This window comes from Paenibacillus sp. Leaf72, from assembly GCF_001422685.1.
In the GTDB taxonomy this organism is placed as follows: Bacteria; Bacillota; Bacilli; order Paenibacillales; family Paenibacillaceae; genus Pristimantibacillus.
This window is the reverse complement of the sequence record NZ_LMLV01000012.1, coordinates 80,569-105,372: the sequence shown is the minus strand read 5'-3', so window position 1 is coordinate 105,372 and position 24,804 is coordinate 80,569. Positions and strand designations below refer to the sequence as shown.

The window sequence follows — 24,804 nt, the reverse complement described above, 5'->3', positions numbered from 1 at the left end:
TAAATAATTTTCATCACTTGAAGGTATGCACTTATATACGAGGAAAATGGAGAGGAGCACTGTAATCAAAAAGCTATAGCGTCGGACCCTTTCCAAATAGTCAGCTTTCATCATATGAAAGAGAATACGAAGCGAGGTCATGCTGTTGCCCCCTGCTTGTGTGCTGAAATGTAATACAAATATGCATCCTCTAAAGTCGGCGTAACCAAGCGGCTCTCCGCAGAAGGCTGAGTATCGGCAATAACCCTTACACGTACCCCTTCACTGGTTTGAATGGTGCTGCTGACCAGCAGTTGTTTGCGTACCTCCATCCATGTATGACTCGGGATCAGCCACTCCCACACTTTGCCTACCGTTGCTGCCAATAGTTCGCTTGGAGCCGCCTGTATGACACTTCGACCTTGATTGACAATGGCGATATCGGTTGCGGTCGCTTCAATGTCGGATACGATATGGGTGGATAAAATAACAATACGTTCTCCAGATAATTCGGATAGCAGATTACGGAACCGAATACGTTCCTCAGGATCAAGCCCAACTGTGGGCTCATCAACAATCAGTAGCTGAGGATCGTTCAGTAACGCCTGTGCTATGCCTACTCGCTGCCTCATCCCGCCAGAAAAACCGTTCAGCGGTTTTTTGCGAACCTCATGCAGATTAACCAGGTGCAGCAGCTCGTCAATTCTTTTTCTTGCGATTTTATAATCCAGCCCTCTGATTGACGCCAAATATTCCAAAAACTCAACCGCATTTAAATGCGGGTAGACGCCAAAATCTTGTGGCAAATAGCCTAAAATGTGCCGCACAGCATTGGGTTCTTTCGTAATATCGATGCCGTTCCAGCTCACCTTGCCCCCTGTCGGCCGAGTAATGGTGGATAAAATTCTCATCAACGTCGATTTCCCAGCACCATTCGGGCCCAGCAATCCCAAAACGCCTGTTGTTATCTCTAGAGATAAGTCCCTAAGTCCATAAAAATCCCCCTTATATTTCTTGCTCACATTTTCAATGATTAATTCCATAAATGCACCCCGCCTATATGTTAATTAAATACCCCTGCAACTTACTTTAACTAAAAATTACCTTTTCCATATCTGTCTTAGGTTCAATTCATTACTGGACTTAGGTCTCGGAGAGAACGGCGGGGAAACGTTAGGGGGTGCACTGGATATCGACCATGTGGGTACGAACGTTGTCATTACGCAATCCGGAAACGGACTAATCAAGATTGGCGAGGTAAAAGGGACCACAACCCAGAATAAAAAGCGGTAGCGGTAAAGCCATCGCCGTTGACTAGGAAAGGGGCTTTAGCTGCGGATCAACAGGTTCTACTTCAAGATATCGTATCATACTTATATTGCGAAAAAACTTGCCCCTACTTATGGTACGGTTCAGCTTAAAGGTCATCTATGTGTTCAAGGATTAAGCGCTCTCGCCATCGCATCTATATAGCTCTGACTGGCGCGTTGACTGACTTCCGCTTGTGGAACCATCATTTCAAAGCTGTGGAAAGTGCCGGGATACATATGAAATTCGACGTCTACACCCGCTTGCGCAAGTCGTATCACATATTCGATCGTCTCATCTCGAAACAAATCGAGCTGACCTATGCACGTATAGGTAGGCGGTAGCCCTGCCAAACTTTCCGCTCTCGACGGTACCGCATATGGAGATAACTCGCTGTCTTCTGTGTGCTTACCTAAGTACATGTTCCAAGCCTCCAAATTATTCGTCCGATTCCAGATTGCGTTATCGGCCGTAATCTCATAACTTGACGCCGTAACATTTCGGTCGTCGATCATCGGATACAGCGGCATTTGGAAAATGAGGGCTGGACCACCCTTGTCACGGGCCATTAGAGCAAGAGCTGCAGTCAGACCACCACCCCCGCTTGCACCTGCAATTGCGATCCGATTCAGATCGATGCCCAGCGACTCAGCCTCGCCCGTCATCCACGTTAAGCTGGTATAACAGTCATTGATAGCAGTTGGATAGGGATGCTCCGGGGCAAGTCGATAATCAACAGACACGACGACGCAATTAGCCGCTTGCACAAAACGTTCGCACAATGCATCGTCCATATCAGGGTTCCCCAGCACATAACCTCCCCCGTGAATCCATAACATCGCCGGAAGCTTAGCATCCGTTTCCGTTCGCTCACTTGGTTCGTAAATTTTGACCCGCACCTCCCCTTCTGCGCTTGGGATCATGCGGCTTGTCGTGCGTACATGCGTTGACCCCTCAATAGGAGAACTCGACAAATAGCTCCTGCTCAATTCTAAATTTCCCTCCAGTTGAAAACCAGGAAATTGTGTTAATATCGGCCTTAATTCCGGTAATACCCGACTTTCGAGATCCATGCAAATTCCTCCAATATCATTCAATGTACTTTCAAATGTCCATCTCAGCTTCCCACTTGGCTACTTCCTCCCGAACTCGGGGTGCTACCTCTGTTCCAAGCAGTTCAATGGCTCTCATTACCTCGGCATGCGGCATCGTGCTTAACGGTACATACAGCATAAAGCGTGTAACGCCTACATTTTTGCGAAGGTGAATGATCTTCTGGGCAACCGTCTCGGGGTCGCCGACATACAGTGCACCCTCGAAGCTGCGCGCGGCATCGTAGCTAGAGCGATCATAATGCGCCCATCCCCGCTCCATGCCTAATCGATTCATACCTGCCATGGTAGAAGGAAAAAATGTATCTGCAGCTCGCTTCGTATTCTCTCCAACAAATCCTATCGAGTGCGCCCCAACCTTAAGCCGCGATTCGTCATGGCCAGCGTGCGCCGCTGCTTTCTTATACAGCTGCACGAGCGGTGCAAAATCCGTTGGACTTCCACCAATGATCGCCAGCATCAGTGGTAGTCCTAACAAACCTGCACGGACAGCCGACTCCTGTCTCCCCCCGCTGCCAACCCATATCGGTATTGAATCCTGAACGGGCCGTGGATATACGCCCAAATTGTTAATCGCTGGCCGATGCCCGCCCTTCCAGGTTACTTTCTCGGATCCCCGTATTTTAAGGAGCAATTCCAAATGCTCTTCATACAGCTCAGCATAATCGTCCAAATCATAGCCAAACAATGGGAAAGATTCGATAAAGGACCCTCGGCCCGCCATAATCTCCGCACGTCCATTTGAAATGCCGTCGAGCGTAGCAAAATCCTGAAACACACGCACCGGATCAAGGGAAGAAAGCACTGTCACAGCGCTGGTCAGCCGTATCCGTTTCGTCTGAGCTGCAGCCGCAGCCAGTACAATAGCTGGTGAAGATGCCGCATAGTCCTCCCGATGATGCTCACCTATGCCAAACACATCAAGTCCCACCTGATCAGCAAGGACAATTTCCTCGACAACTTCACGCAGCCGCTGTGCGTGACTGATCACTTCACCCGTGTGAACATCCGGCTTGGTTTCTACAAACGAGGTTATACCTATTTCCACGAACACCCGCTCCTTTAATCAAAAAGTTTCTATTGCATTGAGAGAAATTAATTCAGATTGATTTGTAGCTGCAGTTTTATGACGATGAATCTGTACTCATGCGACAGAAGCTTACTTTATTGCGGCAGCCGTAGTGCGGAGAGTCATTGCCCAAAACAGCAGCGCTGCAGCACTAACAGAAGCCCCAAGCATGCATACTCCTTCCCAGCCGTAATGCGCGTAGATGTGGGTCGAAGCAATGGAACCACCAGCACTTCCAATCGAATAGAACACCATATACCCGGCGGTAAGTCGACTACGAGCCTCTGCACGCAACGGGAGGATCATCGTCTGATTCGTAACATGTACGGCCTGTACGGCCAAATCGAGAAGCACGATACCAATGACCAATGCAAACAGCGATTGTTCTGTATAGCTGATAAACAACCATGAAACCAATAACAAGGTTAGAGCAGTGCCCGTCGTTCTCTGTCCGTAACCTCGATCAGCAAGCTTCCCCGCTCGAGCTGCAGCTAACGCTCCAGCTACACCTGCAAGACCGAATGCTCCAATTGCACTGTGCGAAAGCGATAATGGTGCAGAGCTAAGAGGCAGTACGAGTGAAGTCCATAAAATACTGAAATCAGCAAAAATCAGCAGAGCGAGAATAGAACGGATACGTAATATTCGTTCTTGAATAAATAACCTAAACACCGATCCTAGCAGTTGAGGATAGGACAGTGATTTCACCTCGCGTTCAACACGAGGCAGTACCTTATAAAACATACAAACCATAACAAGCATCAGCGCTGCAGAGACCATATACACGGATCGCCAACCCGCAAGATCGGTTAATATGCCTGAAATGGACCGCGCAAGAAGTATGCCGATTACGATCCCGCTTGTTACCATGCCAACGACACGTCCCCGTTCAGCAGGCGCCGCCATAGTTGCCGCGAACGCCACAAGAGTCTGCGTCACAACGGCTAGCAGGCCCACCATAGCCATACCTGCAAATAGTACGGTGCTGTTGGCCGCTGTTCCAACGATAACCAGAGCTATCATGGACAATAACATCTGACCGATAACCAAGCGGCGTTGGTTCAGTAAATCTCCAAGCGGTACCAAGAGCAGCAGGCCCAATCCATAAAAAATCTGCGTGATGGTAACAACGATGCCAATGATAGAATAGTCAATACCGAACTCACTTGACAGCCGATCGAGTATCGGTTGTGCGAAGTAGATATTGGCAACCGACATCCCGCAGGCAACCGCAAACAATAGAGTCACATAGCGAGACATAGAAGCAGGTTGCTCTGAATCAGACCCGATCAGCGGTGCCTGTGACGAATCTGCCTTGCTATTGGCGTTGACTGCTGCCATTTCTAAAACCTCCTCTGTTTTGTACACACCTTTCCCCCTTCATATGACATGATAATAATAATAACATACCAATCGGTACGTTATTATCCCCAGTAAATATAGACCGCTGTTATACTTAATGTCAATAAAAAAATGATTTTACTGGTCATTTCCTTATAAATCTTCTCCTTTGTTGAAATAGACCCGGCTTCATTTGACAAATTATCCGGCTAAATATAAAATGATAATATACTTTTTGGTACAGAAAAATCGACAGTTGAGATGTCCGGAATCATGGAGTAATGAACAAAAATTCAAGATTAACGAGGGGTATTCATTATGGCAAGAACCCGTGAATTTGATGAACAAAAAGTATTAGAAGCAGCGATGGAGCTATTTTGGGAAAAGGGATATGAAGCTACCTCATTAAGCGATTTAACTTCCAGAATGGGGATTCAACGCCCTAGTATATACTCGACCTTTGGAGACAAGAAAGAATTGTTCGAAGCTGCGCTACGAAGATACACAATGTCCCGCGCATCCGAAGTACGAGCTAGACTACAGAACCATTCTTCTGTAATAGAAGCTTTTTCCGCTTATTTTGAAAGCGTGGTTGTTGAGGAATATGCAGAAGATCGAAGTCGGGGCTGTTTTTGCATCAATACCATGGTCGAACTTGCGCCCCATGACGAGAAATTTGAAATTCTCACCAGAGAACATCAAATGTACCTATCTGTCATATTTCAAGAGACCATTGAACGAGGTATTCAATCAGGTGAGCTCAAGCGTGGTATCAATGCGAAGGCTTTGGCGCAGGCGCTAATCTTATCGTTAATCGGACTAACCGTAATCTTGAAATCTCGTCCAGAGCGATCATTTGTTGATCAGGCGATAGCGGTCACACTTACACTGCTTAATTCGAATGAAGTCACCCCCGTTAAATAGATTTTTATAAAAGTGATCATAGCATGGATTCCAATTGTAGTATTTGCTAACTTAGCCATAGATCTATCCTCTATTTACCATCACTTGTGATACGGTATACCACGCTGTCTGTAACGGCAAGTTTTTGGGCACCTTAACAGGTGCCCTTCGCATTATTTAACGCCTAGCAGGCTTATATAACCTCTGCTCGCTCTATTTTTTACCCAAATTAATCATCTGAACCAACTTCTCCGTGCAGCTCATTCATATGCTCGCTATGGGTCTCTCCCCAATCGTTAAGTGCCTGCAACACCGTGCTTAAGCCTTTGCCGTATTCTGAAATGGAGTATTCCACTTTCGGCGGAATCTGGTTATACACCTTGCGATAAACGATGTCGTTATACTCAAGCTCTCTTAATTGCTGCGTGAGCATCTTTTTGTTGATATCCGGTATTGCTCTTTGCTAGGTAAAGGTAACTTTTTGTTAACTATGTTTAGTTAAAGTGCCTACTTCCTTAAATGAATGACTAAGGTCTATTATACCTTTAGCAAATAGCGAATACGCAGCCAGGAGGAGGCTTTATTAATGAATATCGTGTTATGGATCGTTCAAGGTCTGGCAGCACTGGGTTTTGTTTATTCAGGGTGGTTGAAGGCGTTTCAGTATGAAAAAGCCAAGGCGTCCTGGGGCTGGGTAAAGGACGTTTCAAAAGCGTTCGTGGTCTTTATTGGGTTAGCAGAATTGCTCGGGGCAATTGGAATCATTTTGCCTCAAGCGACAAATATCTTGCCTGTACTGACGCCAATTGCCGCAATTGCACTTGCCGCAGTCGTTCTTTTTGGCGCCCTCTTTCATATTAAGCGTAAGGAATACCGGGAAATCAGCGTGAACATCGTCTTCTTCGCGCTCGCTGTATTTGTTGCGGTCAGCCGTTTTTAGGCCGATGCTCTTCGTGAGGCACAATCCAACTTTTGGCTTGTTCCTCCAATTGAACAACGGTTTCTTCGAATTTTTTTATTGGAAGGTAGCCTAAGTCATTTCTTATTTTGTTGCAATTATACGTCATTCTAATTGGGTTTCCATCGGGTATTATGAGCGTTTTTTTCATAGCATGCGCAAGACGTACAGTAAACTCATTTTCTGTATAGTTTCCGTCCACAGCGTTGTAGGTCTGATTTACTGCCGCAGGATGCGTCGCTGCTAATACGCACATCTCAGCTAAGTTATCCGCATGCACCCATGGTGTCAAATCCTCAGGATGAATCCAATCCACCTTTTCTACAGCAGCAAGCTTTGCGACCAGCTTGTCGCCCCAGTGGGAGTTTTTTTCGGCACAAATAATGCCTGGGCGCAAAATGACACCTTTTAGTCCATTAGCCATTGCATCTTGTAAAATCCGTTCCGATTCACATTTCGTTGAAGTGTATACCTCAGAGTGGCCATATGCTAAATTGCGTGCTTCATCCAGCTCCACATCTCCTTCAAGATGACCATAAACAGATACAGTGGAAATATGTACGAAGCGTTCAACTCCTGCCGATATAGCCCCCTCAACCAGATTTTGGACCCCATGAATATTAGATTGCTCAGCAGTGGCTCTATCGCCACCGAGATACGCCGCAGCGTGAATGACAATGTCAACATCTTTTAGCGCTTCCTTAATCGCTTCCCTATCCGTTAAGTTTCCAATTATGGGTATTATGCCAAGATTATTGCAGAGGTAAATTTTTTCTTTGTCACGTATAAGCCCTTTGACTTTTGCCCCCTCTTTGAGGCACTTAGTCGCAATTTTGTCCCCTGTAGTTCCCGAAACACCTGTTACAAGAACAACTTTATCTTTAAGTTTCATTTAATTTCTCCTCTATTAAGACAAGCGTTCCTCTTAACCAATGAATTCCACACTAATTTTCCGCAAAATATGCCCTTTAACTGCAATAATCATGTCTGAGGTTATAGCTTATTAAATTCATCTCCGTATTTATTGAAGATGGCCTCGTACTTATTTTCGAATATGGCCCACCGATTTTCCGCTCCGTACTTTTCCTGCAAAGCCTTCAAATATTGGTTAGCCGCTGCTGTATCGTTCGATTGCAAAAGCAGATGAAAGCTCTCTTCGCCCAGATGCAAAAATGGACCCGAAATGTAATAGTCCACAATGGATCTAGCACTGGTCATCGTATCATAGAAATGAATAACTTCTTCCAAACCGCCTAACAGCGTTTTTCTCAACTCATCCCTATCCGTATCAGGAGTAATTGCGAATCGATCTGGAGCAGCCGGGGCAATTTCCCCGATTCTTGCTCTGAAGTGACACTCCGCTTCCTGAGGAGCCGTCAAAATCTCTTTCGATTGAATTTGCGCCAACTTCGCTGCATAAATGCCGCAGTTCACATAAAACATAACATTTTCCGCCGAATTGCCCGAGGATTTTTGGAAATTGAACATGTAGATGAGGCCTTCTGTCGTTTTACTGAAATTCAAACTTTTCTTGGCAAAGCCATGCTTAGCAAGGAACGGCTTTACATCCTGCTTAATCAGATCGTTAAAGAGCTGCTGCAACACAATCCCTCCTATCTGACTTTTCATATTACTGACAAACCCAGTTATATGACGAAGTCCTGTTTACGTTTGTTATTTTTATTATAATGCTCGTGTTTCCTGAGTCCACCTCCTTTTCACCTGAATTTTGGAAATGATTTTTAAAAGGGTATCCTATTTTTCGCCATCACTTATGACACGATTCAACGTGCTGTCTGTAATGACAAGATTTAGGGCCATCCTTTGCGGGATGGCCCTTTCTTTGATCTCGTATTTTTTGCAAACAGAATAAGTGGTTAGCCCCCTTCAAATTGCGCTTTTACTTATTTTAATATTCTTTTTTTATTACAAAAAACGAACCCCGAATGGTACCAGCTAGTTTAGACTTCTGTCTGGCAAACTTAAACTTCTCTTCTAGCTCCTTTGGTATCTCCATCCCCTCAGAAAGCTTAAAACCAACGGCCCGCTTCTTAGGGTCATCAACCGTATACATGACGTTGATTGCAAGACCATCCTCATAAAAGACATAGGCAAATTTGATATTTTCCACTTGAAACTGCGACGTTTCTAAAGGTTTGGCCGCAAATTCAATATTACGTTCTTCTTTCAAAATCCGGTTTACATAATCAAGGGTCTCCTGGCTTTCACTAGCTTGTACAACCGTAAATTCATGCTTGTATTTGTTCATGAAGTAACGGGCTTCATTAGCACGTAATCCAGCCAGCGCTTCTACTACAGGTGAAGACTCTAAACCAACTGTAGATACATTTTTAAAATCAACGATATAGGACATTTCCATCTCTCCTTTTATTTTATTATTTCCAAAAAACTTGCTGTTATTTATGAAACAGTTCAGCTAAACGGATCTATCGGCAAAAATAGATGTATTAAGCATAAAAACAACCTTTGCTCACTTTAAATGTAAGCAAAGGTTGTTCGATCTACAAGATTACTTATCAATAATGTCCGTTATTTTCAACATTCTTGCAATTAATGCCGTGACCTCCGCACGCGTCATTGGTGCTTTCGGACTGAGAACCTCTGGTCCATTACCTTGAATAATTTCCGCTGCGATCAGTTGGGCAACATCTGCTTTTGCCCAAGCAGATACGTCAGGCGCATCCTTGTATCCAGCCAGTGCCGAAGCTGCTTGTTCTTCACTCAACGCGGCTCCCGAGTCTATCATACGGTATGCACGGGCAATCATCGAAAATCCCTGTTCTCTAGTAATTTCCTGATTGCCGTAGAAGCTTCCATCGTTGTAGCCGCGAACGATCCCGAACTCATTCGCAATGGCTACGGAAGCACCGTACCATGCTGAATCCGTAACATCCGGGAAAATATTTTGCGGTGCATCCTGACGCATTAAGCCCAGACCCAATACAACAATGTCAGCAAATTCCGAGCGCGTAACATTGCGGTTCGGCGAAAACGAATTGTTGCCCGTTCCTTCAAGATCAAGTCTTGCTGCAACATTGTTCGTGTCCATTTCGCCCCAATGGTTCTTCACATCGTCGAAATCTCGCGGATTCCAGATGACCGAATAGGAACCATGGCTGCGCAAGTCGTTAATTTGTGCGTAATAACGGCCATTGATTTTCGCTAAAACCGTCGGCACATGGAATACACTTCCGTCCGAATTAACAACGACACCTGTCGTGATACGGTTCGGATCGATACCTTCCGGAAGAGCGATGTACTTAGGCGCATATCCACTCAGCTGCCCAGATCTTTTCGTCTTACCGCTATTCGTGAAGGTCAAGTCGAGATCAACCGGGTTAACCAGCAGTTGGTAACCTTGCGCTGTCGCTTTATTCTTAGCGCTCTGAATCAATGCATCCGCTGAACGGGAGATGTTGATTTGAACAGCTATATCGTTTAATGCGGGGTTCCCCAATTGCTTGGACACCGAGTCAAGGTCCATCTTTCCGCCAGGAACAGGATAGATTGCCAGCTCATTGCTGATTTCGAGGTTTGCCTTTTTATCAGCCAATGTTTTCACAGTTCCTGCCGTTAATCCGTCTACTTTAAGATCGCCATTTTTAGGTGAGTGGATTACAAGTTTCTGTCCGTTGCCTTGTGCCAGGGACTCGTTCAGCTTGTTCAGATCAACTTGAACCGACGTTGTCGTACGGTCTTCTAAAGTTGACGTTTTGCCGGTTGCAAACGTGCCATCCTTGTCGTTCACAGAGGTTTGGATTCCCGACTCATCCGGCTTTGTAGGTGTTATTGGAGTCGTCGTGCTTCCGCCACCAGTTCCGCTATTGTTTCCATTTGATGTTGAAGCCGACGTGCGAATCTTGGCGGACGCGCTGATGGTGGACGCGCTTTGTGTCACCGTTGCTTTCACTCGCGTTACAAACGAATACTCCGTATCCGGCGTCAGTCCAATGAACGTCGGGCTGCTTTGCCACGTCAAGCCGCCATCCTTGCTGTACTCCTGGCCGTCAACGGCCTGCAACGTGATGCTCGTTGCGGTCTTACTATCCTCTACCGGAACGCTAGGTGCCGGTGGACCATCCACTTTCGCGACCGGTGCCGTAGCCTCGCTTGCTACACTGCCAGTCGCATGCGTGCCATCAGCTATAACCTTCACGGTAATAGCCTTGCCGATATCGTCTTCAGTTAACGCGTAGCTGGCACTCTCCGCTCCCGGAATGGCGACTCCGTCGCGATACCACTGGTACATCGTCGCGTCTTCCGTCGTGTCCGGCGTATAGTTGATACCCGATAGATCGGCCGTCAACGTTTGACCAATCTGGGCTGTACCCCTGATCGACACGGTGCCTCCCATTACCGAATATTCCGGTGTTGTAACTCTCGTGCCACTTAAGTCTGTTGTAGGAGGCTCACCGATCATATCTTCAGGAACTGTCACAATTTGATAGGTGGTCCCAGGGTCAAGGTTATAAAAGGTTAAATCTGAACCCGTACCTGTTTTCCAATCACTGACCACATTGCCTTGTGCATCAGCTATAGCATATTTAACCAGAGTCGATGAAGGGTTTACAGTAATTGTTGTTTTACCGGGATTTACCGAATCCTTTCCTACTGCAACGTTATCATTTACTGTCGGCAATGTAATACTTTGCGTCTCAGTAACCGTACCTGGAGTTGTTGTACTTGCATTAAATGTCGTCGAAGCGGCAACTTTGTAAGTACCACCAGGCATTAAAGGTTGAAAGACAATTGGGTTTCCGTTGCTTGGATACCACCCGTGTGAATCGGCCATAATTTCATTGCCGTTTTGATCATATGCTTTATATCCTGTAACCGGGTTCCCGTCCAGATCGGTAACGCTCATCACCGTACTTACGTCAAGAGGGGTTCCAATGATTGTGCCGGAACCGTTATAAACGGAATAAACTGCTGACGTTACACTCTTGATACCGCTTGAAAAGCTTGCAACATCTTTTGTGGCAGTGATGACGTTAATGACACCAGAATCATACTCAACGATAACTCCTGGATCTTTATATTGGCTAGTAACACCGTGTGTATTATTTACGGGTAAGTATCCTATTTTAGTATCATCTTTGTCTAGCATAAGTGTAAGATGGGTAGGGATTCCATTTGGCAGAAGAGTTGCTTCCAGACCTGTTTGCTGATTCGGGTTTGTTACATACCTTGTTTCGCTATAAACAGAAGTGTCCCAATTAGGTCCTTGAGTTTTAGTAGCGCCTATAAAGCTTAAAAAATGCCAAATCCCTCCATCCCCCGCCCAGGGACTTTGACTTTTAAATTCTTTAAACATACTGGCAATCGCAAACATTTCACCAGGATTGTCTGCTGTCGGCTCTACAAGATGTCCGTGATTGTTTGTTGCAATATCCACAGCATCTTTAAAACCCATGGTATTCTGTCTTGCCACATATACAAAATGACGTCCATTGTAGGTACGTACAGATGTTTTTCCATCGTTCAATGGTGCTCCTGGTGCTACATTTACTGTTACACTTTGGGTTTGACCTGAATTTTGTGTAAATGTCAGATTTCGAATAATGGCTTGAATTTCTTCATTAGTTGTACCGCTTGAAAAATTGAATACTCTATTTGTAGGTGTAGATTCGTCAGTAATAACGCCACTAATGTTTATGCCATTCGTCAACTCGGTAATACCGCTTGAAAGAGTTCCAACAGTAATTGTGCCATTATTTACAGTCACAGTAAAGTATCCGCTCTCTTCATCAAGTCCTCCAAATGTAGCATTGGATAGCTGATAGGTTGATTCGGATAATCGAACAGGAGTACCAAGATCAAATGTTGGTGTATCCGCCGCTCTTGCCTCTAACGGATAAAAAGGCATCGTCGTCAACACCATAACGATTGCCATTAGAAAAGATAACATGCTTCGATTTTTTAATTTCATCTTTGGTTCTTTCCTCCTAATGAAAGTATTGAAATTCTCCCCGCCATGGTCAGATGATTATAACGCTATCTTGTCATGTCGCAACACCCCGTTCTGAGTTCAACTAAACAAATAGCGGAGAGAGACCGTAATGAGCGGTTTTCTATAAACCACATTATAGACAAAACTTCTAACCAAACTCTAACCACAAATAATAGATTTGACGGAAGTGAGCCTGCTCTCAACTTCGGACCAAAAATCCAACCATTTCCTTATTAAATAGATATCGTTTCTTACCGATATAGATATAGCATCAGAAATATGGATTCAATGTTCGACGATTGGGGGCTGCGTACGAATGAAGGTCATGTTGATAGACGATGAGCGGCTGGCGTTAGTCAGGTTGGAAAAAATGCTGGGGGAATTTCACGATTGCCAAGTAATCGGCTCCTTTTCGAAGGCAGAGTTGGCGATCAATCATATTGGCGAATTCAAACCCGACGCCGTCTTTCTGGATATTCATATGCCGGGATTGAATGGTTTGAGAGCAACCGAGAGAATACGTTCTGTCTCGCCGGACACGAAAATCATCTATGTGACAGCCTATGACGAATACGCGATTGAGGCATTCGAACTGGATGCGACCGATTACTTAATGAAGCCGTTAAGACGCGAACGCGTGAGCCGAACCATACAGCGTCTACGGGAGCGCGTTGTTGAGCATAAATTGGAGTCTCCGGAAGAAGGTTTGTTGTACCATTGCTTGGGTGCCATGCAAATCCGGAAGCCAAACGGGGAAATGGAGTTCCTGAAGTGGAGAACGACGAAAGCGAAAGAGTTGTTTGCCTACTTACTGCATCATCGCGGGAAACTCATTAGCAAGAACGCCTTGCTGGAGCTGCTGTGGCCGGAATTGGACGAACGCAAAGGGCTCGCCAACCTGCAGACAAGTATTAATCGGATTCGGAGCTTATGGAAGAATACGTTCGGAGAAGGCTATATATCCATCCGATATTCTCAGTACGGATATGTCCTTGAGTCGAAACAGCTGCTAATCGATGCGGAGGAATGGGAACAAGAGCTTCGCCGATTAAACCCTGTGTCCATTGAGCAGGCCCCTGAACATCAGCGATTGCTCGATATGTATCGCGCTAATTTTTACGAAGAGGATCATTATGTGTGGGCGGAGAGCGAACGCCAAAGGCTCAAGGGACTATGGTTGCAACATGCCCAGCAGTTGGGGCAATTCTATTGTTCTAACGACATGAATATGGAAGCGCTTGGGGTTTATCATCAAATACAAAAGCAGGATCCTCTGAATGAAGATAGTTACCTCACGCTTATGAATATATATGCTCGGCTGAGTGACGCCGATTCTGTTCATAAACAATATGAATTTATAGTTCGAATATTGAAACAAGAAGTAGCGGCCGATCCCAGTATTGGCATATTGGAATGGTATACACGATGGAAAAAGTCAGATAAAAGCGTGGTGCACCATTAGACGATTGGACGCAATCTGTACCTGAAATCAAGCGCGTTACCTGGGCTGCATGGAGTCGGTTGACAAAAAAACCGTTCGTCCGATCGTTGTACCAAGGGATTGAACGAACGGTGGTGGGACTTATTAAATCCTATTGATAACGCAAGTGTAAGCGCGAGTGTTCTTATATTTATGTTTGGTTCATTTACGGATTTAGGCTAAGCCTTTTTTCTACCAATTTTTGGAACTACAAAACTGACAATTGTGCCTTGATTCGGAACACTTCGGATTTGCAGTCCTTTGCCGTATATTTGTTTCAATCGCCGATCCGTATTGAACAAGCCGATTCCCGCCCTTCCTTCCAGCCGACTGTCCAGGATACGCCTCACCGTTTCCTCATCCATACCTAAACCGTTATCTGCAACCGAAATTTCCGCATCATGTTCTTTTTCAGTAATTCGGATATGAATCTCTCCACCTTCATCACGACTTAGTAGGCCGTGTCGTATTGCGTTTTCGACAAGAGGCTGGATGCTGAGCGGGGGGACTTGCAAATGAAGCCTTGAGTCGACCTCCCAGCGAATGTTTAATCTATCCTCAAAACGTTCCTTTTCGATATACAGATATGAGCGGACAAGACCAAGCTCCTGGTCAAGTGAAACGAGCCGTTCCAAATTCCGAAAATCGAAGCTTGCCCGCAAGTAGTGGCCGAATGCTTCAAGCAAAGCGCTCATTTTATCATTATCGATTTCGCTGAGAGCGGCTATTGAATTGAGCGTATTGTAAAGAAAATGTGGTTGGATTTGCGCCTGAAGCCAGGCTGCTTCCATGCGCAGCCTTTCACGCACCGATTGCCTCAATTCAGTCAATGCCCGCACCCTGGACTTCAATTCCATCGCATCAACCGGCTTCGTTACGTAATCGTTGGCGCCAGACAAGAATCCGATATCTATATCTTCCGGTCTGCTACGAGCGGTCAGGAGCAAGATGGGTAGCTCCGAAATGGAAAATCGCTCACGAATAAAGCGGGACAATTCATACCCCGACATATGGGGCATCATAATGTCGGTAATGATCAAGTCCCATTCTCTGGTATCCAAAATGGCAAGCGCTTCAGATCCACTTACAGCTGTGACGACGGTATACTTTTCCGAAGCAAGGAGATTGCTCAGTATATTTAAATTGACGGCATCATCGTCTATGACCAGAATGTTTGGCCAATCAGCATCGGCCGCCGACTCCAGTTTGGTAATGTCAACGCGAGGTCCCGAGGAAACAGTAACGGCCGCTTCTGCATAAACGGCCGTTACCGGTGCAATCATTGCAGTCTCGCTTTGCCTGCTCGATACATCGGAGAACGGCAAGGCTAAGCTGAATACTGAACCTTGGCCCGGAATGGAGCTAACCTCCAACATGCTTCCATGCAGCTCCACCAGTTGCTTGCATATACTTAACCCGAGCCCGAGCCCATTTCCAATCGCCGTTATGCCAGAGTCCCCCTGCTCGTAAGGAGCAAACATCCTTTGCTGTGTCTCCAGATCTATCCCCATGCCGGTGTCGGCGACGACAATATTCGCCTTACCGTCCTTCACCTCAGCCTTTATTGTGATTTGTCCTTGATCTGTATATTTCACCGCATTGTGAAGCAGGTTGAACAAAATTTGCGTAAGCCGGTTTTCATCGGCCATGACACTAGGGAAGTTGACCGGAATGTCGTTGACGATACGAACCGGCTTGCCTTCCGTCAAGAAACGAAGCATATCGGTTACACCGGATGCGACTCCCTGAACGCGGACACTCCCTATGTGCAGGCGGATCCCATTCTCCTGAAGTCGTCTCATGTCCAGCAGATCGTTAAGCATGTATGACATTCGCTTGCCTACGGAAATAAGCAGCTTCATGTTCTCTCTGTTTTTGTCGTCTTTATCGTTAATTCCGGTATCCAGAACGGTCTGGGCGATGTTAAGTATGCCATGCAGCGGATTCCGCAATTCATGGGATGTGTTTGCCAGGAAATCGTCTTTCAGCTTGTCCACTTTCTGCAGCTTCTCGGCGAGCTTCGCCGTTTGGGTGGTAACGTGGAAATAGCGTTTGAACCAGAAAGACGCAAAAGCGAGGAACGCAACGATCAAGTCAATCGGGTAATAACCCATAGCGAGCAGACCCTTAAGATAACCCCCAATGATATTAGTCAAAATGCAGGTTAGACCAAAGACCAAATAAATGGCATTCTTATCGCTTATCAGGGCTGTACGCAGCGAGAACATCAGAAAGTACAAACAAGCTATTAAATCTATGGTGTAGTATACAGCCAATGCGCTCAGCCCATATCCCGCTGGCAATAGTACAATCGCCAGTGTAGCAATCACGCAGAGCAAGGGGAACCATCGGAACACCCTGTTCTCCTCATGCTCCGGCAAGAGACTTTTGGCAAACTGCAGCAGGAAGGCGCCTACTCCAATAAAGGACAGAAGGATGAGTTTAATGGACCACTCGTAGCTGAGGGCCGGCAGCCATGCCAGCAAAAGTTTATCGTCGTCGAGCAGTGTCATGACAATAGTACTAACAACGAGCATAAAAAAGTTGATCAAAGATTTATTCCGTGTTCCGATCACGTAAAGAATCAAGGCATACAAGGCATGAATCATCAGAACGACAACTACGACTATCTGCATGTTAACGGAAAACCCTACTTCTTTTTTCACCGCTCGTTCACTGCCGAACTTGATCGATCCAGTCACACCGCCTCTTATGCTGTTGTCATAATTCGCGGCATGTACGACAATATCAATTTCGTCAGTATCGGCCTTGAAAATAGCGGTATAGGGCGTGCTTCGGGCTGTATACTGCTGTTTGTTCTTTGCTGGTTGCCCATCTTTCGCCAATAGACGACCGTTTACGTATAGCTCGGACGATGTAGCCACATTCGGAACGCGGATGCCATAGGTTAGTTCGTTATCCAGGTCCACCTTGACGCGCAGACGATAAGAGCCATAGCCATATGGCGAGTTGTTCGCGGATAATAACGAGTCCCACTTTCCGGGAACCGGGATGAACATCCTCCCTTCTCGGGATGAGAGTGTGTTCGACTCGCCTTGTTTCACAAATTTGCCGGGATAAAACTCCCACTCTCCGTCTAATGTAATCGTGCGATCATTGGTGAAGTCGAAACCGCGCAAATCCAACTCGCCCCGAACCGCATGAGGGTGATCCGGCGACGTCAGAAGAAATGCCCAAATGATTCGAATCAGGATTAAGGTGATAAAGAATGACCCTGTAATAAGGACCGCTTTTCGTTTTGTCATCATAATCCAACCTATTTCGACAAAAACCAGGAAATCCCTTTGATGATAACTATTAAATCTTGAAAAATGGAACATATGCTGATAATCACAGCTTCCATACCGGGTATTGATGGTCGTATCTACAATGCCCTCGACGATGCGCCGATTTCCGTTGCAGAGTTGCTTCAGCTTCATAATAGCGAAATTTTGTCGGAAGCACTGCATCAGGATTATTATCCATAGGACATGATCGTTGATACAACACGTATAAGAAAGGAATTACAATATCGACCGATTTACCCGTCGTTCTATTCGGCGAAAGATGCAGGGGCATTGTAAGGACAAGGATATAATACCACAGAGTTTCGGAGGCAAAAAAATCGCGTCCTCCAAGTGGAGAACGCGATATGAAGCAGTTTGATTTCGTGTTTCAATATCGTCATTAACGCTTTCGGGCAACCACCGCTAACCGGCCGTTTTCGGTCGAGTACTCGCACGTGGACAGCACAATAAGCTTGTCGCCATACCGGGCTGTTACTCCAGTGTCATAAAGAGCGAGTTCATTGATGTTCTGAACATACGAATCGAACTCGGCGGACGTACTTACATTCTCAATCTGGTAGTATTTAAAAACGTCGTCCGATTTGCGATAAACTTTTGAAAGAATAACGGCAACTATCTCATACTCTTCCTGTTCGTAAAGCGTGCTGAACTGGAACGTAGCATGCTCTTTATAAAAGCTTTCGTTCTTGTACTTCATTAAATCTTTAAACATCCAGCCGCTTTTCATGTGATGTCCATGAATCAGCAAAATGTCCGAACCGTTAGTCCGGCTATGCGCGTCCAAAAATGGGAGGCCGCCTTTGTTTTCCTTTTTATCGAAATCATGATTGAGATAGTACTCCGCATCCTGTTGATTCTGCATGACTGGGTACTCAATTCGGGTACCGTCAATCTTCAGCCAGCCGACGATGTCCGGGTTCCTCTCGTAAAGCTCTCGAAATTCGGGAAGCATGACCGGCTCATTCGCCTTATTGAACAAAAGGGAGGGGAATGCATCCCCTCCGACTTTGTCCGACCCTTCCTCCCAAACTTTTGTCAGTTCTTCGATTTTCTGCTGCTCAGCATAATCCCGCAGGAGAGTTCTCGCAGCACTAACGAGAGAAAATACCAACACAAGGAAGGAAACGGCGATAAGAATTTTTTTAGTTTTGCTCATTTTCTTACCGCCTTTCCGATCACTGGATGTGCTTTTTCTTCTTATTACCGAGTAGACAGAACCCGATCGTCATCAAAGACATCAGCGCCAAAGCCATATAGAAGATTGGCGGTACGCTGTTGTCGCCAGTCAACGGAGCATCGTCCAGCTCGTTGTTACCGTTGCCGATTTCATTGTTACCGTTGTCGGTTCCGCTATTACCGTTGCCGGTTCCGCCGTTACCGTTGCCGGTTCCGCTGTTACCGTTGTCGGTTCCGTTGTTACCGTTGTCGGTTCCGTTGTTACCGTTGTCGGTTCCGCTGTTGCCGTTGTCGGTTCCGCTGTTACCGTTGTCGGTTCCGCCGTTACCGTTGTCGGTTCCGCCGTTACCGTTGTCGGTTCCGCCGTTGCCGTTGTCGGTTCCGCCGTTGCCGTTGTCGGTTCCGCCGTTGCCGTTGTCGGTTCCGCCGTTGCCGTTGTCGGTTCCGCCGTTGCCGTTGCCGGTTCCGCCGTTACCGTTGTCGGTTCCGCCGTTACCATTGTCGGTTCCGCCGTTACCGTTGCCTCCGGTTCCGCCGTTACCGTTGCCGCCGGTTCCGCCGTTACCGTTGCCGCCAGTTCCGCCGTTACCGTTGCCGCCGGAACTGATCGGCTTCATTGGCACATCGTATTTTACAATGTCAAAATCGACAGAAATCGTATCACTCCTGTGCGTTTCGTATCCGTCCTTCGTTACGATCAGATAGTAATCCGCTTCAGGAAACACCATGTAAGCATAGAAGCCATTTGCGTCGCTATCCTGCTCCGGGCTCTCATTGTCGTGCGGCGGAAAATTCGGAACCTGAGGAAGCGTTACTTTCGTATCCGGAATGCGGCCGTTATCTCTATTCCGCTGCGTATCCGCATAATACAATGTAACTTTGGCTCCATCAATTTTCTTGCCAGTGTTGGCATTTCCTGTCGTTTCATCATAAACCGTACCGTAAGGGTCGACCAATTCCTCGGAAATATTCAACTCTCCGTTAGCCTTCACGTCCAGTTGCGTCACTTTGAGGAGCAGTTCCTCGCCGGTCTCAGCTTTATAACGAACTTCCATTGTGTACTTCTGCTCGCTTAGCCCTTCCACAGAGAAAGTTCCGTTCGAAGCCATCGGAAACGCCTTGGGACGACCGTTCTCCATAATATAATTGCCGTGCTGATCCTTCAAATAGATATGCATATGGCTGGTAAACGAATCGTTGAATAACTCTTTCGCTCCATCCGGCTGCTTGAACAGAACGATCCCTACCGCCGTAATGTCCGCCGGAACGGTCTCGCCGGTCACGCTGCCGTCCACATTTGCTTTTTGCGTGAACTCGACAGGGACATCCTTCCCGCCTATCTGATACCTCTTCGTATATGTGATCGTATAGTCGGTATCCGCTGTGACTGGGACCGAATATTCACCCTTCTCATTCGTCTCCACCTGAAGCTCCTTGCCTGTCTTCAGATCGGTCACTGTAATGGGCGCATTCGGAATGGCTTCTCCTGTGTTGTTGTCACGCAGTACGCCTTCCAGATACGGGCGGGTATTGACAAAGTGTGCTTCGGCCACTTTTTTCTCCGGAATGGTGCCTGTGCGAACGAGACTTTCGGGATCCGTCACATAGCCGTCATTCGTATAATCATCTTGGGTCACCTTATACTGGAGATCTGTCGGAAGTCCTTGCACAACGAGCGTCTGGCCATCTGCAAGCTCGAAGGTCTCTCCGCTCTTAATTGTGCCCTTGCTGCCGTCTGACTTCTCATAGGAGTAGGATTCGCTCTCTCCTTCGCCTGTGAAGGTGACCGTGTACTTGAACGGCTTCTGTTTGTCTTCGTCTTTGCCTTTAACCGTGTTGCTGATTAGTAGGCCGCCCTTCAAGACTCGCAAGTTCGTAAACGGGGCAGCTTCATCTTTGCCCTCCACGATTCCGGTATAATACCGTTCCTCAGGAATGGTCACGTATTCGTCGGCTGTGTATTCCTTCTGGGTAATGGTATATTTCAGACCCTTAGGCAGATCCAAAATATCCAGTGTCTCTCCATCCTTGAGCCTGAAGGTATCACGGGACTTGATCGTACCTGTGCCACCGCCCGACTTCAAGTAAGAGTAGCTTCCATCCTTGCCTGTATCCTCAAAGATGACGGTGTACTCGAACTCCTTCGTCTTGTCGCCGCCGTTGCCCATGACCGTATTGCTGACGGTCAGCTTGTTAACGGTTCGCTCATTGATGAAGTCCACCTTGTGGTCGCCTTTATTCACGATTGTTCCGGACAGCTCTCTCGTATCCGGCGTGATGGTATAACCGTCAACGGTCGTATAATCGGCCTCCGTTATGGTATAGACCAGATCCGCAGGCAATGTAGGGAGCGTCAGAGATTCTCCGTCCTTGAGGGTAATCTTGTCTCCACTCTTAATCGTGCCAGACGTATTATCCGACTTCTGATAGGCGTACTCTCCGTCCTTGCCTTCGCCGGTGAAGTTCACGGTGTATTCAAAATTCTTGGAAGAGTCGCTGCCGTTTCCTTCCACCTTATTGCTGATGGTCAGCTTTCCTTGCGCTGGCGTAGGCACGACCAACGGATTATCAGAGGTTACTTTCACACCGTCTACCCAGATGGGCTTTCCAGGCGTATTCCCGACGTAAACCTGATAAATTCTCGTAGTTGGCAACCATGTCGTTGTGTCAATATAAGTTTCCTTCAGCTCATAATACCCTGGATCTGGGAATAGCAGATTAAGTTTTCCTCCGCTATCGGTTGTTCCTTTAGCGACTTGAGTTCCGTCGCCTTTCTTATAGAGCGTAAACTCTACGTCTTTTAGCGGATTGTTGTCGGGATCTACCTTTTTCAGGGGCAGCAGGGCATTGGAGCTTGAACTGCCGGCCACGTCTGAACTGTCCAGCGTGCTTTCACTTTTGGCACTGACAGATTTCAGCTTATCATCGCCCATCAGCTTTACCTCGTTGCCCATTTTATCGCCAGCATTCGCTTTAGAAGGATCAACCTCGGTTTGGTACACAAACTGGTAAAACTTATTAGGGTCGTCCATTTTAAATAATAGAACCGTGGTGCCGCCCTCACCTGGCCCGGCCTCCACCTGAACTTCTGAATTCGGGTCGCTGAGATTCAGTGCAGCACCGTCTCGTTCAAGAGCACCGCCGGCAGTCAGTTTAGCAGGATAGACTGCCATACTAGGCGCTGTCAGCACAAGCTTTCCGTTTACTTCATAGCGCAGATTCATACCTGCACCTAGGGTATCCTGTAAATAAACACCCTGCTCCATGTTGAATGGCGGGGTATAGTTTACCGTCCATTCCAGCACCCCTGGAACTGGCTTAGTTACCGATTTGCCCAGAGTCTGAATAGGTACAATAACTTTGCGCTGTTCGGTGAGAACCTTCTCTTCTCCGCCCCATGTCATATGTAGGTCGGCTTTGTTATACAGCACCTGCTTGTCTGTGCCGTTGGTGGTGTACTCCTCTAAATATTTCTCTAGAGCCGTATTGGAAGGTCTTGCCTTAACCAGAATGACATAAGGGCTTTCCAACTTGGAGAAGGTAAAGGTGCCTTCATTGCCGCTATGGGAGAAACTCGCCACATGAGCAGGACTGTTTGGCTCAATGATTGACACGGCGTTGTTTCGGACCCCATAGCCAGTGCCGCTGACATTATCCGAGTAGCCCTTATAAAGCTCATAGTCCTTTCCCTCTCCAAAAGGAACGAACTCCCAACCCTCGGGCAAGGTGTCCACCAGCTTAACATCGGTGATAACCCGACTTCCGCCGTCTTTCGCCATTTCGACTGTGTTGTAGCCCGGCATATTGATGCTTAGGCGGAAGGTGACCGTCTTAGTTATTCGGTCATAACCAGCTAAGGTGTATGCATCGCCGCTTGATGAGCTGTCATAACCGATATAGCGTTGAACGTTGTTCGGAGTATACCATGTGTCAGCCGTCCCATCCCCCTTAATAGGGTAGGATGCCGTAAGCATATCCTTGTTCAGCATACGCAGGTGAAGGTTGGCGCTGTTTTGCGCTTGCTTTACGGTTTCGCCGTCAATGAGCAAAGCCCGATTCCAGATTGTTTTCCCTGCGTTAATATCCTGTCTGAAGAGGATGTCTGTGTTGGTCTCAAGGGCACGGAAGCTGAAGGATGAAGCTACTTCGGTATAACCGGTCACCTTGATCAAATCAGCCACCACTTTACCGTCCACGGTCAAAGGAATATTTTTCATGGTCAGGCTAGTTGCATTGGTCTTCAAAGTTCCCGACTGGTATTGCTTCCAAAGCTGCGCAGAATTGACGTTTCCTTTGATTTTCGCAATCGTTTCCGCACTCACTTCGCCCGTTTCATCCACAGCGTTGTCCAAGACGTTCAAATCTCCGCCATGCACCAGCACATCGTATACCGCAGCATTTGGCAAAGCATACTGTGGCGTTAGATTAACGGTCCATGTGATACTGCCCAGGTTATAATCCTCCATCGTAATAGCGCCTGTTTTTGTAAAAGTGTGCGCCCCAATGGTGACAATTGCCTCGTCAGTCACTGCGTTAGGTCTTGTGCCAGTCATTACATCGTTGTTCTGTATGCCATTTGGTGTATCCAAATTCCAGTTGGCACGAGGATCGATTCTGAAGCTGGAACCGCTTTTCACCTTGCTCTTAATTACTAATTCTACTTTACCGTTAATATCCCCAAAGGAATAAACTCCGTTTGAATCTGGTGTAATTTGTGTTTCTTCAGATACAGTGCCATCTACCGTTGTCTTCCATGCAGCCGATTCAAATTCCAGCCCAGCAGGTAATACATTGGTTATAGAAAAGTCCTTTAACCCTTTTTTGTTATATTGGTTAACTGTTACTTTCCATGTAATCGTTTCATTTGGATGGTCATATGAAGCCGAGGCTTGAATCCAGTCGGGTGCTACCCACGTTTCCCGTACTGCGCTGGCTTTTACAGCAGCACTCTCATCCCTCAGTTCAACTTTTGGATCAAAACGCTGTCCATTAGATCGACCGGGATCAAGCCCCACGCCCCGATACTCTTTATAAAACAAATCCTTATTGAACCATGCTTGATACTCAACCTTCGGGTCCACACCAGTTCCCGCTGGGAAGATGTAGCTCAGCCCGCCATCAGCATCTATGGTTGGCTCTACCGTAGTGCCGTTTACCTTGAAGGAGCCCGGTACATAGACCATTCGGTAATCGGCAGGCTTCGTATAGAAAGTCATCCCATCTAGTGGCAGCTTGATTGCTGCATCAAGCACATCAAAGGAGGATGGAGTAGACTGGATGGTCAGATAACCATCCTGATAGGCTGGCACGGTCACATACCACCAAGTCCAGCTCCCATTCTTTGGCCAGTTGTTTCCTGTCAAGCTAATGCTGTACGCCGGCGTAACATCAGGGTTCTTTAGCTCATACGCTCCCCCGAAAATCGAGATAGGCTTTGTATCGCCGTAATTTATGCCCGTTACATCCGAATTGGCAGTGGTTTCAAAGCCGAAGGTAACCGCTTTTCCAACACCATTGAAAAACCAATCGTCGCCATTAAATACAATCTTGATGCTATTTGGGGTGAAATAAGCGGTGCCAAGCTGTTTCACTCCAAAATCAGTTGTGGCCATCAAGGATTTGGTTGCTGTTGGCAGCACCACTTCCTTGAAGTAGGGATCCCTGTTTAGCTCGATCGAGTCTCCCTTCTGAATGTACTTGGTCGTGTCATTTTCATCCGGCGTATTTGCATAATCCCCCTTTACCGGCACCTTGAGGCCCTCTGATTTGAGGGTAAATGCCTGTCGGCCCTGAATTGTACCGCCTGGAGCAATTTCAGCTCCCTGCGTCACCTTCAGCGGAAAGGTTGAATTAGCATCCATGAACACCACCGTTTTGTCCGTCACGGCTGCCGCCATCATTATGGAATTGTTCGGCACATCGTACACTGCCTCAGTTACTGATTGCGGTTCGTCCGCACTCGGCGCGCTCTCCGCATATGCAGGGACAGAGAATGCCACCGTCTGCAAGACAAGCATAATTGCCAGGCAGAAAGAGAGTATTGCTTTACCTATGCTGCGTTTACGTTTCAAGACACATTTCTCCTCCATTCCCGAAACTACTGATATACTTCCACCCAAATTTCGACACTTTCTTTCCTAGTTTAAAAACCTGGACTCTACAAAATCTCTACAATGTATATAATTTCCTTCTCCTTTTA

The 24,804-nt window shown here is 46.8% G+C and carries 16 protein-coding genes; 4 read left to right on the top strand and 12 right to left on the bottom strand.

All coding sequences use genetic code 11. From position 1 onward, the window contains the following. Positions 1-137: 137 nt before the first annotated feature. The 4 genes from ASF12_RS15215 to ASF12_RS15200 form a co-directional block, all read right to left on the bottom strand. Positions 138-1,022, bottom strand: a complete 885-nt coding sequence (locus ASF12_RS15215) for an ABC transporter ATP-binding protein (RefSeq protein WP_056036242.1) — start codon at positions 1,020-1,022, stop codon at positions 138-140. A 393-nt stretch (positions 1,023-1,415) separates the two neighbouring features. Then, entirely contained in the window at positions 1,416-2,360 is a 945-nt protein-coding gene (locus ASF12_RS15210) for an alpha/beta hydrolase (RefSeq protein ID WP_056036240.1), read from the bottom strand. 31 nt (positions 2,361-2,391) lie between these two features. Then, complete coding sequence (locus ASF12_RS15205; RefSeq protein ID WP_056036238.1) at positions 2,392-3,447, bottom strand: LLM class flavin-dependent oxidoreductase; 1,056 nt, start codon at positions 3,445-3,447, stop codon at positions 2,392-2,394. A 111-nt stretch (positions 3,448-3,558) separates the two neighbouring features. Next, a complete protein-coding gene (locus ASF12_RS15200) occupies positions 3,559-4,809 on the bottom strand; it encodes an MFS transporter (RefSeq protein ID WP_056036236.1) in 1,251 nt (416 codons plus the stop codon). Between the two features lie 318 nt (positions 4,810-5,127). On the opposite strand from ASF12_RS15200, the gene ASF12_RS15195 reads away from it, so the two are divergent. Continuing rightward, on the top strand, positions 5,128-5,733 hold the full coding sequence (locus ASF12_RS15195) for a TetR/AcrR family transcriptional regulator (protein ID WP_056036235.1): 606 nt from the start codon (positions 5,128-5,130) through the stop codon (positions 5,731-5,733). Positions 5,734-5,941: 208 nt separating this feature from the next. On the opposite strand, the gene ASF12_RS33755 is transcribed toward ASF12_RS15195, so the two are convergent. After that, the gene (locus ASF12_RS33755) at positions 5,942-6,166 is read right to left on the bottom strand and encodes a winged helix-turn-helix transcriptional regulator (protein WP_442952534.1); all 225 of its coding nucleotides are present in this window, start codon (positions 6,164-6,166) and stop codon (positions 5,942-5,944) included. Positions 6,167-6,298: 132 nt separating this feature from the next. Here ASF12_RS33755 and ASF12_RS15185 point away from each other — a divergent pair, with 132 nt between their 5' ends. After that, positions 6,299-6,652 carry a DoxX family protein gene (locus tag ASF12_RS15185; RefSeq protein WP_056036233.1) on the top strand — a complete coding sequence of 118 codons (354 nt, stop codon included), beginning with the start codon at positions 6,299-6,301 and terminating at the stop codon, positions 6,650-6,652. On the opposite strand, the gene ASF12_RS15180 is transcribed toward ASF12_RS15185, so the two are convergent. The 4 genes from ASF12_RS15180 to ASF12_RS15165 all read right to left on the bottom strand — a co-directional run bounded on the left by ASF12_RS15180 (position 6,639) and on the right by ASF12_RS15165 (position 12,620). Then, positions 6,639-7,562: an NAD-dependent epimerase/dehydratase family protein gene (locus ASF12_RS15180; protein ID WP_056036231.1), complete on the bottom strand. Its 924-nt coding sequence runs from the start codon at positions 7,560-7,562 to the stop codon at positions 6,639-6,641. The genes ASF12_RS15185 and ASF12_RS15180 overlap by 14 nt on opposite strands. 101 nt (positions 7,563-7,663) lie before the next feature. Further along, the gene (locus tag ASF12_RS15175) at positions 7,664-8,275 is read right to left on the bottom strand and encodes a DUF4304 domain-containing protein (protein ID WP_056036228.1); all 612 of its coding nucleotides are present in this window, start codon (positions 8,273-8,275) and stop codon (positions 7,664-7,666) included. Between the two features lie 304 nt (positions 8,276-8,579). Then, positions 8,580-9,044, bottom strand: coding sequence for a hypothetical protein (locus ASF12_RS15170; RefSeq protein WP_056036225.1), 465 nt, complete (start codon positions 9,042-9,044; stop codon positions 8,580-8,582). Between the two features lie 156 nt (positions 9,045-9,200). Beyond that, complete coding sequence (locus ASF12_RS15165) at positions 9,201-12,620, bottom strand: S-layer homology domain-containing protein (protein WP_056036222.1); 3,420 nt, start codon at positions 12,618-12,620, stop codon at positions 9,201-9,203. A gap of 337 nt (positions 12,621-12,957) precedes the next feature. On the opposite strand from ASF12_RS15165, the gene ASF12_RS15160 reads away from it, so the two are divergent. Further along, a complete protein-coding gene (locus ASF12_RS15160; RefSeq protein WP_056036219.1) occupies positions 12,958-14,103 on the top strand; it encodes a response regulator in 1,146 nt (381 codons plus the stop codon). 197 nt (positions 14,104-14,300) lie between these two features. On the opposite strand, the gene ASF12_RS15155 is transcribed toward ASF12_RS15160, so the two are convergent. After that, positions 14,301-17,390 (bottom strand): hybrid sensor histidine kinase/response regulator, encoded by a 3,090-nt coding sequence (locus ASF12_RS15155; protein WP_235533171.1) that lies wholly within the window; start codon positions 17,388-17,390, stop codon positions 14,301-14,303. A gap of 72 nt (positions 17,391-17,462) precedes the next feature. Here ASF12_RS15155 and ASF12_RS35675 point away from each other — a divergent pair, with 72 nt between their 5' ends. Continuing rightward, the gene (locus ASF12_RS35675; RefSeq protein ID WP_235533170.1) at positions 17,463-17,609 is read left to right on the top strand and encodes a hypothetical protein; all 147 of its coding nucleotides are present in this window, start codon (positions 17,463-17,465) and stop codon (positions 17,607-17,609) included. 199 nt (positions 17,610-17,808) lie between these two features. Here the strand turns inward: ASF12_RS35675 and ASF12_RS15150 are convergent, their stop codons facing one another. Together ASF12_RS15150 and ASF12_RS15145 are read right to left on the bottom strand one after the other, a co-directional pair. After that, a complete protein-coding gene (locus ASF12_RS15150) occupies positions 17,809-18,585 on the bottom strand; it encodes a class B sortase (RefSeq protein ID WP_056036216.1) in 777 nt (258 codons plus the stop codon). A 19-nt stretch (positions 18,586-18,604) separates the two neighbouring features. Next, the gene (locus ASF12_RS15145; RefSeq protein ID WP_056036212.1) at positions 18,605-24,676 is read right to left on the bottom strand and encodes a DUF7601 domain-containing protein; all 6,072 of its coding nucleotides are present in this window, start codon (positions 24,674-24,676) and stop codon (positions 18,605-18,607) included. Between the last annotated feature and the right edge of the window lie 128 nt (positions 24,677-24,804).